We start from the raw sequence: 19339 nt of genomic DNA on the forward strand, positions 1-19339 counted from the left end.
AAGAAAGGTCGTACTATTTCAATCCCCGCACGGTTCATATGCCCAATCCGTCCGTTGGGGCAATTAAATCCTATAAAACATGAAACATCTTATTTGCGCAATTATTATATTAAGTTCAATCCAAAATTCATTTGGTCAGAGATCGAAAAAATTACCAAGATATTTTGTCGAACCTATCGGAATTGACAGTACAGCCACAGTTATGATTCCAACTAGATATAATTCAGATTTACTTTCATCAAGTAAAATTGCACTGTGGAATAATTTCTATGCAAATATTATCTTTTACAACTTTGAGAATGACTCTACGCACAAACTCTTTGATAAAGATACATTCATACAAGGATTTAGAAGTAATTCTTCATATTACTATAACATGAGTGCTGATAAAAAAAATATTAGTTCTGAATGGATCTTCTATTTTGTAAAAACCATTGACTTTAATCAGAGCGGGAGAATTGACAATGAAGATCCCTCAATTTTATATGTCTCAGATAAGTTTGGTAAGAATTTAAAACCTATAACACCAAATAATGAAAACGCAGTTAGCATTGAGATTTATAACGAGAAAGATTTTGCTCTAATTAAAATGCAAAAAGACCATAACGGAGATAGAAAATTTAACAATAAGGACAAAGAATATTATTTTATTAGCCTGAGTTTGAAGAACCTTGAGTTTGGAAAGAAAATAGAAATTGATAAATAATTGGCCACAACAATAAATATGTTTTATGACATGCCACTAAAATATGCGGAAAATGGAAATCTGATTTTCACCATTGATGAATAATAAAAAACACATGATAGCATTCATAAATTGACAAGTAGCAAATATGATGAAAATGAAAAATTATAACTAAATCAATAAAAACGGACAATTCATTTCTTATTAATGACAGTGAGTTCGATCAAAGGAAGCAAGTGAATTCAAAAGGAAACTAATAATAGAATAACCAAATCATATGTTTGAAATAATGTGTCAATTTACTACATTAGTTCTCGCTTTGTTATGAGAACTAATTTTTAATCCTTGCTATCGGAGTTACACACTAAATACAACTTAATCCTATGAAACGAATAATCCTTTATGTTATCTCGGCACTTGCTTTTTTAGCCTGTACCCCTAACCAAAACCCTCAAACAAAAAAAGCCATTGTAGCTGGTTGTGTTTCTAACTATGATAAAGTGTCGGATCACAATATTATTGAGATTTTTTATGATGATATTCTTGCCGGACAGATAAAACTTTCTGAAAAAATAAACCCGAACGGGCAGTTTAAGTTTGTAGTTGATCTGGATTACCCTACCGCATTTTATTTAAAGTACAGCGGACTTTTAACTTACCATATATCACCGGGCGATAGTTTGCACTTTGAAATTAATGCCGATTGCTGGAGCAAAACATCAAATTCCTTTGCCGAAGAATACAGTTTTTATAAAGTTTCCGGCACCTCAAAAAAAATGAATAATGATGTGGCAGCTTACACGGCATTTTTTATCGACTCCATTAATAATATGGATGAACATGATGAAATGGTTAAAAATGCTTCGCCGCTGGAATACCGGAGTTACGTTGAGGCGTTAACAAAAGAGCGGATAGGGATTGTTGAAGAATTTAATAAAACCAATAATACTTGTCCGCAGTTTCGGAATTGGGTAAACCATAAACTAGAGTATGATAAATGGGATGAGTTGATGCGGTATAGGTGGTTGCACCCAATGCACAATCAAAAAGATATGGATGAGTTTATGGGTTCAATACCTCGTGAATATTTTGATTTTTTTAGTGGCTGGGACAAGGATAATAAGGAATGCCTGAGCAGTAATAGCTATTTGAGTTTTTTGCATGAATATACCATGTACGTAGACCAGTGCGTTCCACAGGATAGCCAAAAGGTTTATCGTGCCTTGTATAATACAGATTTTGAAAAGAGCATGGGATTCTTTTTGCGTTATTACCCCTCAGTAGAAACGGGCTTTATTAAAGATGTACTTATATCAAAGTTTTATTACAGGTTGCTTGGAGCAAAGTATTACGACAAGATTAAAAACATTTACTACCCTGAGTTAATTGAAGATGAATACTTAAAGCAGCGGGTGCAAAGTAAATTTAAAATTGAGAAAGACCTGTTTGAAAATCCTCAGTATGCAGCAGGTTCAAAAATCAACCAATTGGCTACGGAAAACAATTACTTGAATAGTCTGAAAGAAAAATTTCCGGGTAAAGTATTGTATATAGATTTCTGGGCTCCTTGGTGTAGTCCATGTATGGGTGAAATGCCTCATGCAAAAAACATTAAAAAACACTTTGAAGGCGAAGACGTGGTGTTTATTTATCTCGCTAACCGTTGTGAGGAGAGTGCATGGAAAAGTACAATTGCAGAAAAAAAGATTGAGGGAGAGCATTTTCACTTAAACGACAAACAGTTTGCCGAACTGGGACAGGTTTTTAATATAACAGGCATCCCCCATTATGCCCTGATCAACAAAGAAGGGGTGGTTGTGAGAAATAAAGCCCCCCGACCAAGCAATGGGAAGGAACTAATTGAGCTGATTGAAAAACAGTTGAATTAAGGGATAGTTCGAAGATGGTATATATCGTTTTAAAACTCCGTGTAATATAAACTCTACAACAACTAATGAGAATAACAATTTTGCTGACTGGACTAATGTTATTATCGCTTGTGGGATTGGCCCAAAATGGTGTAAATTATAATGATGTTGCTGTAATAGTAAATGACAATAGTAATGTGTCATTAGAAATTGGGGCATATTTTCAGGAACAGAGAAAAATTCCTGATGAAAACATGATTCATATTTCTTCGACCACTGATGAAGAGATCAATTTGGCAACATTCAATGATATAGCAGGTCAAATAGAAACCTGTTTGCTGTCAAAAAGTTTATCAAATTCAATTAATTATTTAGTAACAACCAAAGGTGTTCCATTAAAAGTTAAAGTAGGGGAACTTAACGAAGAAGATTTTTCCAGTTACTTGAGCAGTGCTGCTTTTGAATCAGAGTTATGTGCGTTTTTAAGTAGTAGTTCCAGAGATGAAATTGGAAAATCCAGTTTTGTGAAAAATCCATATTTTTTAAAGGACTGTAATTTTTCCAGGGAGGAGTTTGATATTTTTTTGGTTAGCAGACTTGATGGTTATACCAAAGAAGATGTTATAGGTTTGATAGATAGAAGCGGTCCTGATATTAAAGTTGACATGGTTAGTGTTTTGTCTGTTTTTGATATTAATGATGTAGATGAAGGAGATAATCTTGAAGCAGCTGAAATGAAAATGAATTCTACAGTTTCTTGCTTTGAGGATAATGGTTGGCCGGTAATATATGATAAAGATATTGATGTTTTGCAGGAACAAGAAAACGTTTTGTTATATAGTTGCGCAAACCTTGTAAACTATAATAAAGTAGTTAATAATGCTTGGAGCGATGGATCTGTTGCTGAGATATTAGGAATGTTTTCAGCTTGTACATTTGAAAAGGGCAGTAATGATAATAACGTTTTCTTGGTTGCTGATTTAATTAACGAAGGGGTTGGTGCAGGAATAGGGTATGTCTATATTCCATATATTCAAACGTCTTTCTTAAATAAAGAATTTTTCAAAAGTTATTTGGGGTCTGATAATCAATATAATTTGGCAGAAAGTTATTATAAGGCAGTTATGCATTTGTCATGGATCAGTGTATTAATAGGGGATCCTAAAACATCAATTATAGTTGAAGATATTGAAGCTTCAACTATAGAGGAGAACTTAAGTGGTAGTGTAAAAATATTTCCTAATCCAGTTAGTGATGTTGTTTTTATAAAAGTGGAAAATACCCTGGTTAATTCAGTTAGTGTCTATAATACAGCCGGGCAATTATTAAAATCAAAAATTAGTTACGACTCATTAAATCAATGCTCAGTTGATTTGTCAATGCTCAGCAAAGGCCTTTATTTGATTAAGGTTGTAACAGCTAAAGGTGGTGTTAGTAAAAGGGTATTGGTAAAATAAAAATGTGTTTGTTATTAGAAAGTATTTGTAAGATCTAAATCTATGCCAACCGGTAATAATAATAGATGATTGCCGACAGAAATGTAAATACCGATAACCATTAATCAATATATTAACCTATTAAAAATTACCAAATGAAAAATCACATTTTAGCTTTAATGTTGCTAACCCTTTTGTTTGTTGCTTCTTGTACTCCCAAACAAGAAACCCATACCGTAACCATAAAAGGAAAAGTTTTATCAGGCGATGCCAAACAGGTGAAGTTTGACTGGCTGGTGGATAACCCGATTACCAGGAAGGGCGAATATTATGCTGCCGATATTGACAGTAATTCTAATTTTGCCATAACCATTCCTATACAGCGAATTACTTCAGGACGAATAACTGTAGGAAGGTTTTATCATGATATTTGCTTGCTTCCCGGAGATGACCTTTTTATAAAGGTTGATGGAGACACCATCAGCTACCAGGGAAAGGGGGCTGCCAAAAACAACTTTTTATACAAAAACGAAAGGGCAGGACTCTGGGATCGATCCTATTATAGAGAATCGAATAATGGCAAACTCCATCCCAAGGATTTTGTAAAGGAGATGACAGATTTTAAACAAAGAAGGCTTGCATATCTGGAGGGCTATACGGATACGGTAGAGCTTGATGCGCAGTTTGTTGAGCTTTATAAAATAGAAACACAGGTAATTTATAATAACCTGATTCAAGGATACCCCAGGAGGTATGCCTATAAAAACAAGCTGAACAAGGATTCGCTGGAACTGCCTAAAGAATATGAGTTGGCAAATTATTTTTCTACTTATGTGGATGACTCAAAAGTGATATGTACAGACTATGTGAGCAATCTAAGAAATGGTATTTATTCAAAGGCCAGGGAATTAGCTAAGATTGATTCAACAAAAAATTGGGATAATGCTATTTATACCATATTGTTTGATTCTTTGTCGGGAAAAACAAGGGAGTATGTTTTAACCAGTTATATCATCTCTGGATTTTCTCAAGACAGGTACGATTCGGTTGCCATTAAAAAATTCAACGAGATAGAAAAGGATTTGTTGGCACAGGAAGCGTTTGATGCAGGCCTGAATAAGTATAGAGAAAAACGAGCCTTAATAGGACAGCCATTACATACTGAGTTCTCGTTAACCCAATTGAAAGATACTGGTGAAGTGGCATTGACATTTGGTGAAATGATGGAGAAATACAAAGGGAAAGTGGTTTATCTTGACATCTGGAGTTTAGGCTGTGGCCCATGTATTGCTGCCATGCCAAATTCAAAAAAGCTGAAAGAAAAACTATCAGACCTGCCAATTGAATTTGTTTATATATCTCAGGACAGGCCTGGTAAAGAGCTTTGGCAGAATATATTTGAAAAAACCTTTACTACAGAAAACCAATACAGGATGGTTAACTACCAGTGGGGAACATCCAGGATGCTGAAATTTATGGAGATAGCCTGGGTGCCTTGCTATATGATATTTGATAAACAAGGGCAATTGGTGGATTTTAATGCCGACAGGCCGTGGCGTGTAGTGGAGAATGCAGAATCGAAACTGGAGAAAACACTAAAAGAGTTGGCCGCTGCTGAAGGATAATGTAATTATTTAAATGTAGGCTTAGGCAAGCTGGAGCATTATTTATAGAATAGTTTTACCACAGAGGCAAAGAGTTGCAAATAAAATATAGAGACGGTGAATATTTGTATCTTATTGTCTCTGGGGTAATACTAAAGTGATCTTGTGACTGAAACTCTTTTGAAACACCCTGTTTTTGTAATTTAATTGTCAATGGAGAAAACGTATTACAACATTAAAAAATGCGGAATCCCATTTTACGATGGAGCGCCAGTTTTTAAAAAAGCAAGATATAAGCTTCGAGCTCGTGTATTGTCTCGTATCGCTGTGCAGATTGCTGAGTTTACTGATGTTTTAGTTATGATCTTAAACTTATAATTTAGGAGTCCCGTTAAAGTAGGTTTGTTTATTTTCCATAATCTCCCAAAAAACATTTGCCTGGTGATGGAAAGTTTCTTTTGATACCATTGGTTTTTGTATTTCAAGCATACTTTTTTTATTAATATATCCTTCTTTTATAATCTGAATTCCTGCCTGATAGCATATCTCAGCTACTGTGTTTTTTCTTTCGGCATAAACGGAGTGTGTTATTAGTTCTGCGGCAGGAAGTAAAAATTCGCCCATCAGGCAAGAGTTTTCATGATGTGAATCCATGCATCGAAACAGACTGGTTAATCCCTCAAAATTTTGGGCTGTTTCAGGAAAACCAGCAGCACTAAAAATAACAAAACCCTGCTTTTTGTTATTGGTGAAACGTCGGGGGTGAAAGGTTAGCCCATTGTGTGCTTTCTTCATATATGGCATCAGTTCCGGTAATAACCTATCCATAAACGATTTCATGATTCCAGTAACACTGTAGACGTATAGGGGAGAGGCAAATATCAACAAATCGGCATTTCTGTATTTTTCTCTAAGCAAGGTCATGTCATCATTAAATATGCATTTGCCAGGGCTTTTGGTCCAGCAATGGTAGCAACCAACACATTTTTCTATTTTGTATTGGTTCAGTTTAAAGTACTCTGTTTTTGCTCCGGCACTTTGGGCTCCTTTTAAAAAGTTGCTTACCATAAAAGATGTTTTGCTATAGCCCGAACTCCTTGCTCCGCCATCAAAAACAACAATATTCTCAATCTTTTTGTTTGTCATGCTTTTGTATTCATAGTCGAGAAACACCCATTCGTCCGGTTCTGTTTTTTGGGGAGGAGAAAACATGTCGTGGAGTTTTAATAAAATGCCTGCGTTACCTTCTATTTCAAAATTATTGTTTAAAAACTCTTTAGACCTGTCAGTTTCCTGGTTCGATATTTTCAACCATAACTCCGAATCGCTTTTTATGGTAGATGTTGGGTTTGCATATTCTCCATGGGTGTATGTACAGGTTTTATTTTTTATTGTAAGATAACCTGTGATGGGCTCTTTTCCGGTTAAGAAAAACTGAATGACAGCATTGGTGTTTCCGGCAGCTTTTTTATTTAATCCATAAGGCATACAGGTAAACATCTCCTGGAGCGAGTTAAACCTAATGCTTGAACCTCCAATAATTTGGGTTAACCGTGATGGCAGGTGTTTGGTTAACGGTATCCCGACTATGATAAAAAGAAGTATAGGTACAGCCGCTGAAAAAATGGCATTGGTTATTTCGTTACTGTGATAGGTTAATGATTGTAACCCTATGGCCAGCAAGAACAATCCGCCCCATATAAAGGACATGATGTTGTTGATCCGTAAAAACTGTTGTCCTGATGTAATAGGTGACGGGTATTTTTTTTGTGTGAGATAATATGTAAAAGGTTTTGTTTTAAATAAGGGAGGCAGTATGGCCATTGCAGATAGTAAGCCGTAAATTAGTGTAGTAAAACGTTCCAGGTTCTCCATTATTTTCTGTTTTAGTTAAATATAACAATATCGCGTTTAAAAAGCCATAAGTATTTTATTGCTAAAAACAGGCAACTGGATATTCTTATTAAAAATGTGGAAATTACATAAATGTTTAATTCAATCTTAATACTTATGGAAATGAAACTGAAACGAAATAATTATTGTAGTAACCCAAAGCGTTTTTATATAAGAGTTTTGTTGGCCATTATATCCGTTTCTTTAGTTTTTGAATGTTCAAAAAGAGATAATGTAATTAATGAAACATTGCTTTGGCCGGAAATTGAACCTTTTCAAACGGGATACATTAAAGTATCTGACATGCATGAAATATATTATGAGTTGAGTGGCAACCCGGATGGAATACCTGTGTTTGTTATTCATGGAGGGCCAGGTGGGGCATGTTCCCCAAAAATGCGACAGTTTTTTAATCCGCAAAAGTATTTGATTGTTTTGCACGATCAGCGCGGTTGTGGAAAATCTATGCCCAATGCAGAGTTGAAAGACAACAATACGCAGGCTCTGGTTGAGGATATAGAAAGGTTAAGGGTAAAGCTAGGTCTTGATAAAATAATTTTATTTGGAGGGTCATGGGGATCCACACTTAGCCTGGCATATGCAGAGAATTATCCCGAGAATATCAAAGCAATGGTATTGCGTGGTATTTTTCTGGTAACACGGGCAGAAGAGCAATATTTTTACTCAACGCTCTCGAATCATTTTCCTGAGTTGGTGCAGCAATTTATTGAATCATTTCCTGATTCCACTTATGGGTTGAATGACTCAGATATTTTTAAACTGTTTCAATATGAAGATGAAGAGCAGAGGAGTTTGTATATGAAACAATTTAATAAGATTGGTGCTATGGCCTCAGGAATATATGTCAATGAGAATGTAATTGATACTTACAATGATTCTGAAGCTAACTTCCGGCAGATTTATACCATGCAACTGGTCTCATTTTATTATTATGCAAATGGTTGTTTTCTTGAAGAAGGTCAGTTGTTAAAGAATATTGGTAATATACCAGATGTTCCGATTTTCATTGTTCATGGGCGTTACGATATGATTTGTCCTCCCCTGATAGCATATAAATTGCATAAAAGTATGCCTGGTTCAAAATTAACAATTGTTGAAGGTGCCGGGCACAGTATGTTTGAAGAGCCAATAGCTGAGGAATTGGTATTGACAATGAAAGAACTTGGAGTGTTGGAATAGTAATGTATGGATTAATTAATGGTTCGTGGATGTTAACAATGAGAGTGGGGTGCAATTGTTATGTACTTGCTTTTTAGTCCAGAAAAATAGTTGTATTCTTGTGAAAATTTTGGATTTATGATACTGGAATATGAATACTCAGATAAGATGTTGAGTAAAACCGTTGCCGAACTTTATAAATATGTTGATGAGAAAGACAGGTTTCAGGAAGGAGCTGTTTTGGCAGCGGCAAGGGAATTGCTTAAGAGGGGGGAGACTCGGGAAGACTTGAGTGATGTAATATATGAGATGGAGGTGTTTTTTCTGGAACAGAAAGGTATAGTTGACGTTGAGGATGCGGAGCCTGATGTAAATGAAAATAATATTCCAGTAATTTACCACCCCAGGTTTATCAGGATATTCGGAGTGCTTTTCTCAGTGTTTGCCGGTTCAATTTTAATGGCCATGAACCTGTCGCGACTGCATAAAGAAAAAATGGCAAGGCAAACTGTTTTAGCGGGTTTGGCTTATTCAATTGTTCAGGGGACTATTTTCTACAAATTCAATATTCAGGTAACAGGGCTTACCCTTATTGTTAGCCTGATTGGGATGAATGTATTGGAGTTCTTTATCTGGAATAAACAGGTGCCTGTCAATATGAAGTTCAGAAACAGGAATGTATGGGTGCCTTTGCTTGTGGGTGTTTTGGTCTTGATTCCGCTGGTATATTATGTGGTTTCAACAGGAGGACTGCTTCAATAGCTAAATGCCAAAAATAGTCTGATACTTATATTTTGAGATTTAAAAACTGATCAATTATGAATAACAACGATGTATTCAGGAACCTAAGGTATATATTCGATTTTGACGACAATAAAATGATGAAGTTGTTTTCATTGGGGAATAAGGCGGTTACCAGAGCCCAGATAAGCGACTGGTTGAAGAAAGAGGATCATGAATCGTATAAAACCATTGTGGATGAAAATTTATCGGCGTTTTTAAATGGGTTGATTGTTTTAAACAGGGGGGCTCAGGATGGATCTCCGGCTGTAAATGAGAAAAGGTTAAACAATAACCAGATCATGCGAAAGCTAAAGATTGCCCTTCAGCTTAAAGATGAAGATTTGATTGAAATATTATCCCTGATTGATTTTAAGATTAGTAAACATGAGCTGAGTGCCTTTTTCCGTAAGCCGGGTCATAACCATTATAGGGTTTGTAAGGATCAAATACTTAGGAAATTTATTTTCGGACTGCGTGCCAAATATCGCCCATAGTTTTATATTAATTGAGGTTCACCCTCTTCTTTTTCGATAAGGGAGAGGAAGGGGATAATGTTTTTTTATTCTCGGGCTTTTGGGTACATTCTATATAGTTGATTCCGGTTGAGTCAATTTTAATGTTTATCCCTGAAACGTTAGATTGCAAGATGGTGTCGCGGTTTGCCTCAAGCTCAATTCTTCTCCCATCAGATAAAATTAATGTGGCTTTTTTCTTACCCGGTTTAATTTCAGTGGTAATCTTTTTTTCGTCTTTGATTATTTGACTATTTCCGGCAGAAAAACTACTTAATAAAGCCGAAATTGTAATGGCAAATAAAAAATTTTTTGCCATGAATTGTTTTTTTCTTCTCATTTTTATTTTTTGCTTAAGGTTGGTGTTATTATTTACATCAACTAAAAAAGGTTGATAATCTCAATTACCAACCTTTCTCTTTGTAGCGGGGGCCAGACTCGAACTGACGACCTTTGGGTTATGAGCCCAACGAGCTACCAACTGCTCCACCCCGCAGTATATTTTTAACTGCGCATTTGCACAAACTTGTTTCAGAAAAAACCGAAAGACTTTTCTTTCGGTGTAGTAGCGGGAGCCAGACTCGAACTGACGACCTTTGGGTTATGAGCCCAACGAGCTACCAACTGCTCCATCCCGCAATATATCTTAAACTGTATTAGTTTTCTTTTTTGCGGTTGCAAATATATGACCTTATTTTTCTTTTACCAAACAAAAATAGGATTATTTTTATTGTTTGTGCTGAAACGTAAGTTGTGGTTTGTGGCAACCCCTTGCTGTCCTTGGGATTGTATGGTTTGTGTTGCCGGATATTATTTTATAAAACAATACTATTCTTCAAGTTTTATTACCCCTCCTGAACTTTCCATATCAGGTAAGTCGAAATGCTCAAACAATATTTCCGGGCTTCCATAGTAGTACGTGTTTCCTGCAGAATAGCTTTTTACATCTAACCTGTCTTTAACGTTCACCATACAGTCGTCAATTGATTTATGGGTAACATTTACTTTGTTGCACTCAAGTTTTAATGCCTCTACAAGGATGGTGCCCTCCAGCACAAAAGAGGCTTCAGCTGCTTTGCCCGAAAACTCAAATGTACCCATATTGTCGTAACCATAAGCTGCCAAATGCAGTTTGTTGCAATCTATTTTGAGCCAGGCTTCAGAATATTGTGCCCTGCCGTTAAAAACCAATGACAGGTTTTGTAAATGAATAGTTTCCTCGCTTAATACCTGGGCAGGGGTATTTACTGTGATCCTATTTAGTAATTGCGCAGGAATCCTCACTTGAACCAGCTTGCTTTTTTGTAACAGGTGGTGCTCATGATCAATTTTTAACACCCCATCGTTGTTTGTAAATGAAAACCCCTCCACTAAATAATCAACCCCTTCAATATTTATGGTTTCATCCTGCTCATTTGTTAATATCAGCTTACAGGATGCATCAACAACAACTTGCTTTATCGAACCTGTATTGATCTGTTTTTGTTCTATGTTGCCTTTGGCTGTTAATATTTCAATGTAGTCACACGACACAAATAATATGATAGATATGAAAATAATGGCGATGTTACTTTTTCTCATAATGTTAGTTTTTAGTATTAAAACGATAACCTAATCCAAATTCTAAAAATTCAGACGAAAAGAAACTGGCTTTAACCCCGAAACTTGCCAACAGGTTATTGGTTAGCATCTGGCGTATTCCCAGGCGGGGATAGATTGGCTGGCTTGGTTTTATACCGGTATGTATATAGGCCCCCAGGTTTAAAAATATGATGGTTTTGCCCAAAAATACATTGTATGAGGCAAATACACTGCTCACTAAATAATCTGAAGTACTAAATGTTGTTTGTGACTGATCCTGGTTAAAATCGATCCAGGTAAAAGGAATGCTCTCTGAATAGATTTGGTCATATCCAATCCCTATTGCTTTTTTTTCTGTCAGATGCCACAGGTAGTTAATGTTAATTCCTGCATTCCAGTATTTATTATTGTTGTAATTGGCGCTCTGACTCCTTCCGAGACTGCCAATAATCATCATTTCCTGCTGGTTGCTTTTGGGAGCTTTTATTTTATGATACTGTGGTGTAGGGTTGGGGTTGAAATGATATTTGGCTCCAATGCTGGAGGTTAATGTATTGATTCCGTGATTGGGTTTTTTTGTTGCCCCATTTGAAAAGTGTGTTAACGAAGTTGTGAAGTTTAACGAAAACCTTTCCTGGATTCGATAATCTGCGACAAATGCTAAACCGATATAGGCATTAAAGTGTGTGCTCACTACAGAATTGTATGGGTTACTTTTTCGGTCATACGGTTTGGTGGCATATCCCAGTCCTAACGCCACCTTGTTCTGCAAGGTAAAGCGAGGCGTACGTTTCATTACATGGTTTATATAAGGAAAAACAGCGATGCCGGATCCATAAATATCTTTATTGCCAAAACTTCCGTAATATAAGCCTACCCCAATTTCAGGATAATTAAAATAACTTTCCCACGAATCCTTTGAAAACAGGCTTCTTCCATAATTTACTTCGATTCCCCCAACAAACTCTTCAACGAAATATAACATGGATGAATGATGGGGAGCCACTAATCCTCCGTGGATGCGCGTTGTTAAATAGGGATGCTTAAATTCTTTGTTTATGTTATCAACCACTTGCCCTTTTGAAATCATGGATATCAGGAGCATGGCAGGTAATAGAATAAATTTGGTTCTCAATGTTTGTTACGTTTAAATTAGTTGGCGAAGATAAAAAAGAATCTTTTTTTCTGAAAACCAAATACATAATAATTGTATATAACGATAGGCAGAGCAATTGCTTTTAAGAGAAAACCTCTTTTTTTCGGAGTAATTTTCATTTGCTCAAGCCGCAAAGGCTTTTACTTTTTTTTCTTTCAAGATTATTGCATCGTTCGGCATAGCTCAAGTAAACTTGGCTTTGCTCTCTCTTATGGCAATAATTCTACAGTCAAAAAAAGTAAACAAAAAAGTCCGCCGACTGCAACACTCACTTACCCACTATTTTCTTTATTTTGAGACAGAAAGAACTCCCTGCGGTCAAACAGCTTTAGTTCACTAAAGCTTATTTTAAAGGAGTTCATGATTTCCGCTTCGCTGCAATTCTGTCTTTTCAAAATCAAAGAAAAGTGGGTCCCAAGCTACGTTGTTGATGTCGGTTACTCGACCTGAAAACCTCTTTAAATTCTAAGCGTATTTTCCTTGCTGGATCACACTACATATTCTCATTTTTTCAACCCTTTTTCTATCTTTAGTCCAAATTTTATAGAAACAATGGAAGAATTAAACAAAAATCATTATCCCGGTATATCTCAAAGCTGGGGGATAGTGGGCATAGCCATCCTTGCACAAATTGTATTGGCTCCTGTATACATGGGGGTGATCAACCCAATGGGAAAGGAGCTTGCCATGCTTTTTTATTACATACTAACCATAGGTGGTGCGTTTGCCTTTGCTCACTATATCCGTAAAAGAGATACGGGATTGGATAGCTATCCCATTAAGGGAGACTCTGTAAAACTGATTGTTTTAATCTCGGTCTTCACTCTTGCTGTAGGGGTAGGGGTTACAGATCCTGTTACCAGTCTTATACCAATGCCTGATTTTTTTATAAAGGCCTTTGCCGAAATGATGGGTGAAAAAGGAATATTTGCTTTTATGACTATTGCCATTGCAGCCCCGGTTCTTGAAGAACTGATTTTTAGGGGAGTTATTCTGGATGGGTTGTTAAAGACCAAAACACCTCAAAAGGCCATATTGTTTTCTAGCTTTTTATTTGCGTTTTTGCACTTAAATCCCTGGCAGTTTATTGCTGCTATGGTTATTGGTAGTTTTGCAGGGTATATATATTATAAAACCCATAACTTATTGCTCTGCATTATTATACACTTTATTAATAACAGCACGGCATTTTTAATGGGGCTGTTTTTTAATGCAGAAGAAGAGATAGGGCAGTCGCTGGTTGATGTATATGGAAGTGCCACTAATGTGCTCTTTGTAGTAGGAGGGGGCATTATTATTTCTGCAATAAGCATGTTTTTAATTATAAAAGAATTTAAAACACGTAATATAGAAGTATAGATCTAATCAGTAACAAAACGTATTCAAGGCTATCTGTTCTGATCTTTTGGTATCAGATAAGGATAGCCTTTTTATTTTTTGCCCTGTATATTCCACATTACTACCTACATTTTGTAGAATCATATCCACATTGGTTAATCAGTAATTCTTTTTCGTATCAAGTTGAAAGTTGTTTAATAGCTTGGTATGTTGCTAATTGCAAACGTTATCTGTACGTATGTGTTTTCCTGGCATCATAATTATATAATACAAAGTGTATTATTAACAATCAAAAAAAATCAACACTGATGAAAAAGAACATTTTAATTTTTACGCTATTTGTTGCATTGGTAAGCACCCCTGCTTTATACCTAAATGCAAATTCTAACTTAAACCAAACAGCCATTAATGCTGAAGAAGACTTACAGTTCAGCAGTATTGATATAGATCAACTGCCGGAAGCTATTGTAGATGTAATTACAAAAAAGTATGAGGGAAATACAGTTGACAGTGCAGCTGTAGCAAAAACAAAAGATGATGTAGCAGTTTACCAGGTTGTTTTAAAAGATGCTGAAGGTAAACTTACCAAGTGCTTATTTAATGAGGACGGAACTGTGTATGAAAAATAGGTAATTAAATTTAAGTACTTTCAGATTAGCCAAGGCCTGTATCAATTATATTTTGATATAGGTCTTATTTTTTAAATCTCATCGGTACGCGCCGAAACCACTATTTCAACAATTTGCCTTTCGGCATACGCCGAAAGGCTATTTTCTTAGAAAGTTGGCTTTCGGTAAGTGCCGATGAGCCATTTTTCGAAAAAGATGGGTTTTGGCATATGCCGATGGGATATTTTTTTAATAAGACGCTGTTTCGGCATTTACCGATGATGATTTTTTTTTGCCATACATGTTTTGGGCATTTTATAATCTAAAATAATAGTTTGATTATTATTGTTTGGTGTAAGGAAAGGATCTGATTTGCATCTCGCTTAAACAGATCCTATCCTTATAATTATATCCCAGACCTTTCTTATGGTTTGTATTATATAGCTATATTACATATCAGTAATAGTAACCTCACTACGACGGTTTGCCTGATGATCTTCCTCTGAACATCGTACTCCATCGGCACACTGGTTTTTAAGCTTGGTTTCACCGTAACCTTTAGCCGTAATTCTATCTGCAGAAATACCGCGATCAACCATGTATTTTACAGCAGATTCTGCTCTTTTTTGAGATAAAACCTGATTGTAACGAGCCGATCCTCTGGAATCGGTGTGGGATCCCAGCTCAATTTTTATTTCAGGATTATCTTCAAGGAACTGTATCATGTCATCCAGTTCAACGGCAGCATCCTCACGAATATCCCACTTGTCCAAATCGTAAAGGATCATGATTTCGATACTTTTACCAACCTCTGCTTTTTCAAGCTCCAATTCTAAAAACTCGTTTACATTTATGTATCCGGTATCTTTTCCTACTGTTGTATATTTAACACGCTTTGTAAAGAAACCTTTTTTGGTAAACACTAAATCATAATCAGTATCCTCATCAAGTTTTGTCCGGAATGTGCCATTATTTCCGCTCTTTACGGTAAGCAGGTCTCCATTGCCAGTTTCAGCACGCAAGATAACCTCAGGTATTGGAGTCATTTCAGGCAATAGAAATACATTTCCATATATTCCCCAAAAAGGTTCCGGAGTCAGCTTCATTAAAATTTCAGAAGTCTCCTCATTGATTTCAAACTCTTCCTTATAAGGGAAATAATCTTCTTTATTAACTACGGCCGTTAACGAAGTTACTTCTTCTAATTCTGTTTGAATCATACCTTCAGCATTGGTTGTTAGTTTGGCAACAACAGCACCCTTGGCATCCATTAATTCAACCGGCGTATTTTTTATGATATTACCGGTGTTCCGGTCAATAAGTTTTCCTTTTAAGGGTTTGCTAAAAGTAATCTCATCCAGTATTTTAAACTTATAAATATCATCGTCGCCGGTTCCGCCTTCCCTGTTTGAAGCAAAATAACCATGAACACCATCCTTCTCCAAAAAGAAGCTAAAATCATCCTTTGAGGAATTAAGGGGAGCACCCATGTTTTTAACTTTATACTTTCCGCCTTTAACAGCAGCTACAAAAACATCTAAGCCACCCAAGGTTAACTGTCCGTTTGAACAGAAATACAGCTGTCCATTTTCATGGATAAATGGGAACATTTCCTCTCCTTCGGTATTTATTTCCGCACCTAAATTTTCAGGCTCTCCCCATCCTTCTTCTGTACGGGTTACTTTATATATATCTGAACCTCCATAACCTCCCGGCATATCGGACACAAAATACAAGGTATTATTATCAGGAGATAAGCAAGGATGGCCACATGAATATTCGTAGCTGTTAAAAGGAAGTGCTTCTGGGTAATTCCATTCTCCACCTATGCTTTTTGTGGCATACATAATCATCAGGTTATTTACGCCAGACTTACTCTTTTTAGGCACTGCTTTATTTATTACACCAATATGCTCTATTACTTTTGTTTCAGTTTTTGGCACAAACTTGTTGTAATTATTACGTGTAAAAAACACTTCTGAACCATCGTTATTAAAACAAGCCGGACCATCGTGATAAGCTGAAGACAATTTGCCGGATAATAGTTTTGCCGAAGCTAAAACACCGGCATCCTTCTTAATTCTAAAAAGATCCAGATAAGGAGTTTCGTCCCAGGCATATTCCCTGCGAATAATCTTTTCATCATTGCGGGCAGTTGTAAAAACAATATCATCACCCATAACAACTGCACCAAAATCTGATTTTGAAGAGTTGAAATTTACTTCTTCCACTTCATATCTTTCCTTTTCAACAATGGCAAATATTTTGGGAGCTGATTTATATTGAATCTCAGAACGCGAGTCTTCACTTTTAACCTGATGGAATTTGTCCATCCATACATCAGCCTCCCGGTATTTTTTATTGTATTTAAGAGTTTGTGAATAACAATAAAAATCACCTGGTGTGGCATAATCCCCCATCACAACCTCTTTAAACAAAGGTTCTGCCATTTGGGTATTTCCCACCTTTAGGTAGGCTGTTGCCAGTTTACTTTTTAAAGTATCTCCCCCAACCTCTTTGGCTAAAAGCTTTTCGTATTTTTCAATAGCCTGCATATAGGCCATGTTTTCAAACTTTTTATTTGCTCTTTGGTGCCTTTGACTTAAGACAATAGAATCTGCTTTATCAATTGTTTTTTCAACAAAATTTTGTGCACCTATATTGTTTGCGTAAAAAGCTATAAAAATCAATATCGGTAATATCTTTCTTTTTAATTGTATCATCTGATATAATCCTTTTATTCAGGTTAGAAATAACGAGGTGATTTCACTTTTTTATTCAGGAATCCATCAAAATCATAGCTTATGATGATTTCGTGTGATCCATTATTATAACTGGCCATGCTTGAAACTGAGAAATCATATGAATAACCAACCATAAGCTGTCTGTTTAACTGAACATTTGCTAAAAACGCCACAGCATCACCTAATCGATAAGTAGCTCCTACCCAATACGTGTTTTTATATAATAATTGAGCCGTAACATCTGTTGATAAAGGAGCCCCTTCTACTACCTTATTGATAAACGATGGTTTAAATTTTAAATCGTTATTGACATCAAAAACGTATCCGGCCATTAAAAAATAGTGCCTCTTTAAGTCGGATATATTACTGGCTGCTGTTTGAGTACCTGTTAAATCTGTTTGAATGAGTTTTGGAATTGAAAATCCGGTATACCAGTTCTTTCCGTACAAGTATAATCCCATACCCGCATTGGGTTGAAATTTCTTTTCGTAGGTTCCATTAAACGAAACATCACTATCGCTACCTACATTCAGATCGTATAATCCTACATGGTAATTATAAATTCCTCCTTTTATACCCATTGACAATACCGTTTCTTCAGTTATATTGATTCTATAGGCATAATTAAAATTAAAATAGGTATTATCTACCGGGCCATAACTATCTGCCACAATAGAAAATCCCAATCCCATTTTATAATTATTAATGGGGGTATGCATGGTAAAGTTATAGGTACGAGGAGCCCCTTCCAGTCCTGCCCATTGAACGCGGGATAACAATAGCATATTCATGGCATTTCTGGTACCGGCATACGCAGGGTTTACAGATACCGTATTAAACATGTATTGTGTATATAATGGTTCTTGTTGTGCTTGTACTTTGACTGAACAAAGGGCCAACAACACAATAGAAACCCAGAATATTTTCTTTAATGATATTATTTTTTGCATGATCATAATTAATTAATGTATGATACAGATTTGAGATAAGAGACACTTACATCTCTTACCTCAATTCCATTGATCTTATCTGGTCAAATAAATAAATCCGGTTAACTTTTTATCAATATCATGTATATGAATGATGTAGTAATATGTACTTTCCGGAAGCTCGTCTCCAACTTTTAAACCAGTATTACACTCGCCATTCCAGTTGTTTTCATATTTACTTTGTTTGTATACAACATTACCCCAGCGGTTAAATATTTCAATGCTCACTTTCGAGAATTGGTTTAACCAGGGAATGCTGTACGTATCATTGTCACCATCATTATTTGGCGAGAATCCTTCGTATAATTCCAATTCATCAATATCATAACATTTATCCGAATCCAGCCTGTTAGGAATTCCATCATTATCACAGTCTCCCTCAGCTTCATCTACATCAAGTATGCCGTCATTGTCAGCGTCTGTATCAACCATATCTAAAATGCCATCGCCATCGGTATCTTCATTGCCTTCTTCAACATCAGGAATTCCGTCGCCATCGGTGTCTTCATCCCTGTAGTCCTCGATACCATCTCCATCCAGATCCAGATCCCCTTCATCTTCGTCAAGGATTCCATCATTATCCGAGTCCGGATCTCTGTAATCTTCAATGCCATCGTTATCGGTATCCACAAACCCTTCATCTTCATCAATAATACCATCATTATCCGAATCCAGATCTCTGTAGTCTTCTATTCCGTCGCCATCACTATCCTGATCGCCTTCGTCAGCATCCAGGATTCCATCATTATCCGAATCGGTATCATCCCTATCCAGGATTCCATCACCATCGGTATCCTCGTCTCCTTCATCCACATTCAGAATTCCATCATCATCATTATCTGTATCAAGAACCGAGATAGTTACCGTGGCCTGATCGCAAGCTCCTTCTGAATCACATACTTCATACACAAAACTATCTTCTCCAATAAAATCTTTATCTGGAGTGTAAGTATAAGTGCCATC

Annotated in this window: 16 protein-coding genes and 2 tRNA genes; 9 read left to right on the plus strand and 9 right to left on the minus strand. The window is 36.2% G+C overall.

Annotation, left to right across the window (positions count from 1 at the left end; all coding sequences use genetic code 11):
• Positions 1-79 precede the first annotated feature (79 nt).
• The 4 genes from OM074_RS14820 to OM074_RS14835 all read left to right on the plus strand — a co-directional run bounded on the left by OM074_RS14820 (position 80) and on the right by OM074_RS14835 (position 5614).
• On the plus strand, positions 80-706 hold the full coding sequence (locus tag OM074_RS14820; protein ID WP_301200807.1) for a hypothetical protein: 627 nt from the start codon (positions 80-82) through the stop codon (positions 704-706).
• A gap of 362 nt (positions 707-1068) precedes the next feature.
• Positions 1069-2574 (plus strand): thioredoxin-like domain-containing protein, encoded by a 1506-nt coding sequence (locus OM074_RS14825; protein WP_301200809.1) that lies wholly within the window; start codon positions 1069-1071, stop codon positions 2572-2574.
• 65 nt (positions 2575-2639) lie between these two features.
• Entirely contained in the window at positions 2640-4010 is a 1371-nt protein-coding gene (locus OM074_RS14830; RefSeq protein ID WP_301200811.1) for a TIGR03790 family protein, read from the plus strand.
• Between the two features lie 134 nt (positions 4011-4144).
• On the plus strand, positions 4145-5614 hold the full coding sequence (locus OM074_RS14835) for a TlpA family protein disulfide reductase (protein WP_301200812.1): 1470 nt from the start codon (positions 4145-4147) through the stop codon (positions 5612-5614).
• A gap of 351 nt (positions 5615-5965) precedes the next feature.
• On the opposite strand, the gene OM074_RS14840 is transcribed toward OM074_RS14835, so the two are convergent.
• The gene (locus OM074_RS14840; RefSeq protein WP_301200814.1) at positions 5966-7468 is read right to left on the minus strand and encodes an NAD(P)H-dependent oxidoreductase; all 1503 of its coding nucleotides are present in this window, start codon (positions 7466-7468) and stop codon (positions 5966-5968) included.
• A gap of 141 nt (positions 7469-7609) precedes the next feature.
• On the opposite strand from OM074_RS14840, the gene pip reads away from it, so the two are divergent.
• The 3 genes from pip to OM074_RS14855 all read left to right on the plus strand — a co-directional run bounded on the left by pip (position 7610) and on the right by OM074_RS14855 (position 9942).
• Positions 7610-8686, plus strand: coding sequence for a prolyl aminopeptidase (pip, locus tag OM074_RS14845; RefSeq protein ID WP_301200816.1), 1077 nt, complete (start codon positions 7610-7612; stop codon positions 8684-8686).
• A 117-nt stretch (positions 8687-8803) separates the two neighbouring features.
• Positions 8804-9427, plus strand: a complete 624-nt coding sequence (locus OM074_RS14850) for a hypothetical protein (protein ID WP_301200818.1) — start codon at positions 8804-8806, stop codon at positions 9425-9427.
• Between the two features lie 56 nt (positions 9428-9483).
• Positions 9484-9942: a YehS family protein gene (locus OM074_RS14855; protein ID WP_301200820.1), complete on the plus strand. Its 459-nt coding sequence runs from the start codon at positions 9484-9486 to the stop codon at positions 9940-9942.
• A gap of 7 nt (positions 9943-9949) precedes the next feature.
• Here OM074_RS14855 and OM074_RS14860 read toward each other — a convergent pair whose 3' ends face one another.
• The 5 genes from OM074_RS14860 to OM074_RS14880 all read right to left on the minus strand — a co-directional run bounded on the left by OM074_RS14860 (position 9950) and on the right by OM074_RS14880 (position 12676).
• Positions 9950-10279 (minus strand): hypothetical protein, encoded by a 330-nt coding sequence (locus OM074_RS14860; RefSeq protein ID WP_301200822.1) that lies wholly within the window; start codon positions 10277-10279, stop codon positions 9950-9952.
• Positions 10280-10383: 104 nt separating this feature from the next.
• Positions 10384-10456, minus strand: a tRNA-Met gene (locus OM074_RS14865).
• A gap of 70 nt (positions 10457-10526) precedes the next feature.
• A tRNA-Met gene (locus OM074_RS14870) sits at positions 10527-10599 on the minus strand.
• 189 nt (positions 10600-10788) lie between these two features.
• On the minus strand, positions 10789-11541 hold the full coding sequence (locus OM074_RS14875) for a GIN domain-containing protein (protein ID WP_301200824.1): 753 nt from the start codon (positions 11539-11541) through the stop codon (positions 10789-10791).
• 4 nt (positions 11542-11545) lie between these two features.
• Positions 11546-12676 carry an acyloxyacyl hydrolase gene (locus OM074_RS14880; RefSeq protein WP_301200826.1) on the minus strand — a complete coding sequence of 377 codons (1131 nt, stop codon included), beginning with the start codon at positions 12674-12676 and terminating at the stop codon, positions 11546-11548.
• Between the two features lie 573 nt (positions 12677-13249).
• Between OM074_RS14880 and OM074_RS14885 the strand changes: the two genes are divergently transcribed.
• Positions 13250-14056: a CPBP family intramembrane glutamic endopeptidase gene (locus tag OM074_RS14885; protein ID WP_301200828.1), complete on the plus strand. Its 807-nt coding sequence runs from the start codon at positions 13250-13252 to the stop codon at positions 14054-14056.
• A gap of 287 nt (positions 14057-14343) precedes the next feature.
• Positions 14344-14664 carry a hypothetical protein gene (locus OM074_RS14890; protein ID WP_301200830.1) on the plus strand — a complete coding sequence of 107 codons (321 nt, stop codon included), beginning with the start codon at positions 14344-14346 and terminating at the stop codon, positions 14662-14664.
• A 428-nt stretch (positions 14665-15092) separates the two neighbouring features.
• On the opposite strand, the gene OM074_RS14895 is transcribed toward OM074_RS14890, so the two are convergent.
• The 3 genes from OM074_RS14895 to OM074_RS14905 form a co-directional block, all read right to left on the minus strand.
• Entirely contained in the window at positions 15093-17366 is a 2274-nt protein-coding gene (locus tag OM074_RS14895) for an OmpA family protein (protein ID WP_301200832.1), read from the minus strand.
• Between the two features lie 23 nt (positions 17367-17389).
• Positions 17390-18337: a PorP/SprF family type IX secretion system membrane protein gene (locus tag OM074_RS14900; RefSeq protein WP_301200834.1), complete on the minus strand. Its 948-nt coding sequence runs from the start codon at positions 18335-18337 to the stop codon at positions 17390-17392.
• A 75-nt stretch (positions 18338-18412) separates the two neighbouring features.
• The coding region (locus tag OM074_RS14905) for a T9SS type B sorting domain-containing protein (RefSeq protein WP_301200835.1) at positions 18413-19339 on the minus strand (927 nt) is incomplete at its 5' end.

This window comes from Plebeiibacterium marinum, from assembly GCF_026013615.1.
Classification (GTDB): domain Bacteria; phylum Bacteroidota; class Bacteroidia; order Bacteroidales; family Marinilabiliaceae; genus Saccharicrinis; species Saccharicrinis marinus_A.

Excerpts from the sequence above, each read along its gene's own strand:
- OM074_RS14825 (WP_301200809.1), top strand. The coding sequence starts at position 1,069 with ATGAAACGAATAATCCTTTATGTTATCTCGGCACTTGCTTTTTTAGCC.
- OM074_RS14900 (WP_301200834.1), bottom strand. The coding sequence starts at position 18,337 with ATGCAAAAAATAATATCATTAAAGAAAATATTCTGGGTTTCTATTGTG.
- OM074_RS14820 (WP_301200807.1), top strand. The coding sequence starts at position 80 with ATGAAACATCTTATTTGCGCAATTATTATATTAAGTTCAATCCAAAAT.
- OM074_RS14855 (WP_301200820.1), top strand. The coding sequence starts at position 9,484 with ATGAATAACAACGATGTATTCAGGAACCTAAGGTATATATTCGATTTT.
- OM074_RS14885 (WP_301200828.1), top strand. The coding sequence starts at position 13,250 with ATGGAAGAATTAAACAAAAATCATTATCCCGGTATATCTCAAAGCTGG.
- OM074_RS14890 (WP_301200830.1), top strand. The coding sequence starts at position 14,344 with ATGAAAAAGAACATTTTAATTTTTACGCTATTTGTTGCATTGGTAAGC.
- OM074_RS14840 (WP_301200814.1), bottom strand. The coding sequence starts at position 7,468 with ATGGAGAACCTGGAACGTTTTACTACACTAATTTACGGCTTACTATCT.
- pip (WP_301200816.1), top strand. The coding sequence starts at position 7,610 with ATGAAACTGAAACGAAATAATTATTGTAGTAACCCAAAGCGTTTTTAT.
- OM074_RS14875 (WP_301200824.1), bottom strand. The coding sequence starts at position 11,541 with ATGAGAAAAAGTAACATCGCCATTATTTTCATATCTATCATATTATTT.
- OM074_RS14895 (WP_301200832.1), bottom strand. The coding sequence starts at position 17,366 with ATGATACAATTAAAAAGAAAGATATTACCGATATTGATTTTTATAGCT.
- OM074_RS14830 (WP_301200811.1), top strand. The coding sequence starts at position 2,640 with ATGAGAATAACAATTTTGCTGACTGGACTAATGTTATTATCGCTTGTG.
- OM074_RS14850 (WP_301200818.1), top strand. The coding sequence starts at position 8,804 with ATGATACTGGAATATGAATACTCAGATAAGATGTTGAGTAAAACCGTT.
- OM074_RS14835 (WP_301200812.1), top strand. The coding sequence starts at position 4,145 with ATGAAAAATCACATTTTAGCTTTAATGTTGCTAACCCTTTTGTTTGTT.
- OM074_RS14860 (WP_301200822.1), bottom strand. The coding sequence starts at position 10,279 with ATGGCAAAAAATTTTTTATTTGCCATTACAATTTCGGCTTTATTAAGT.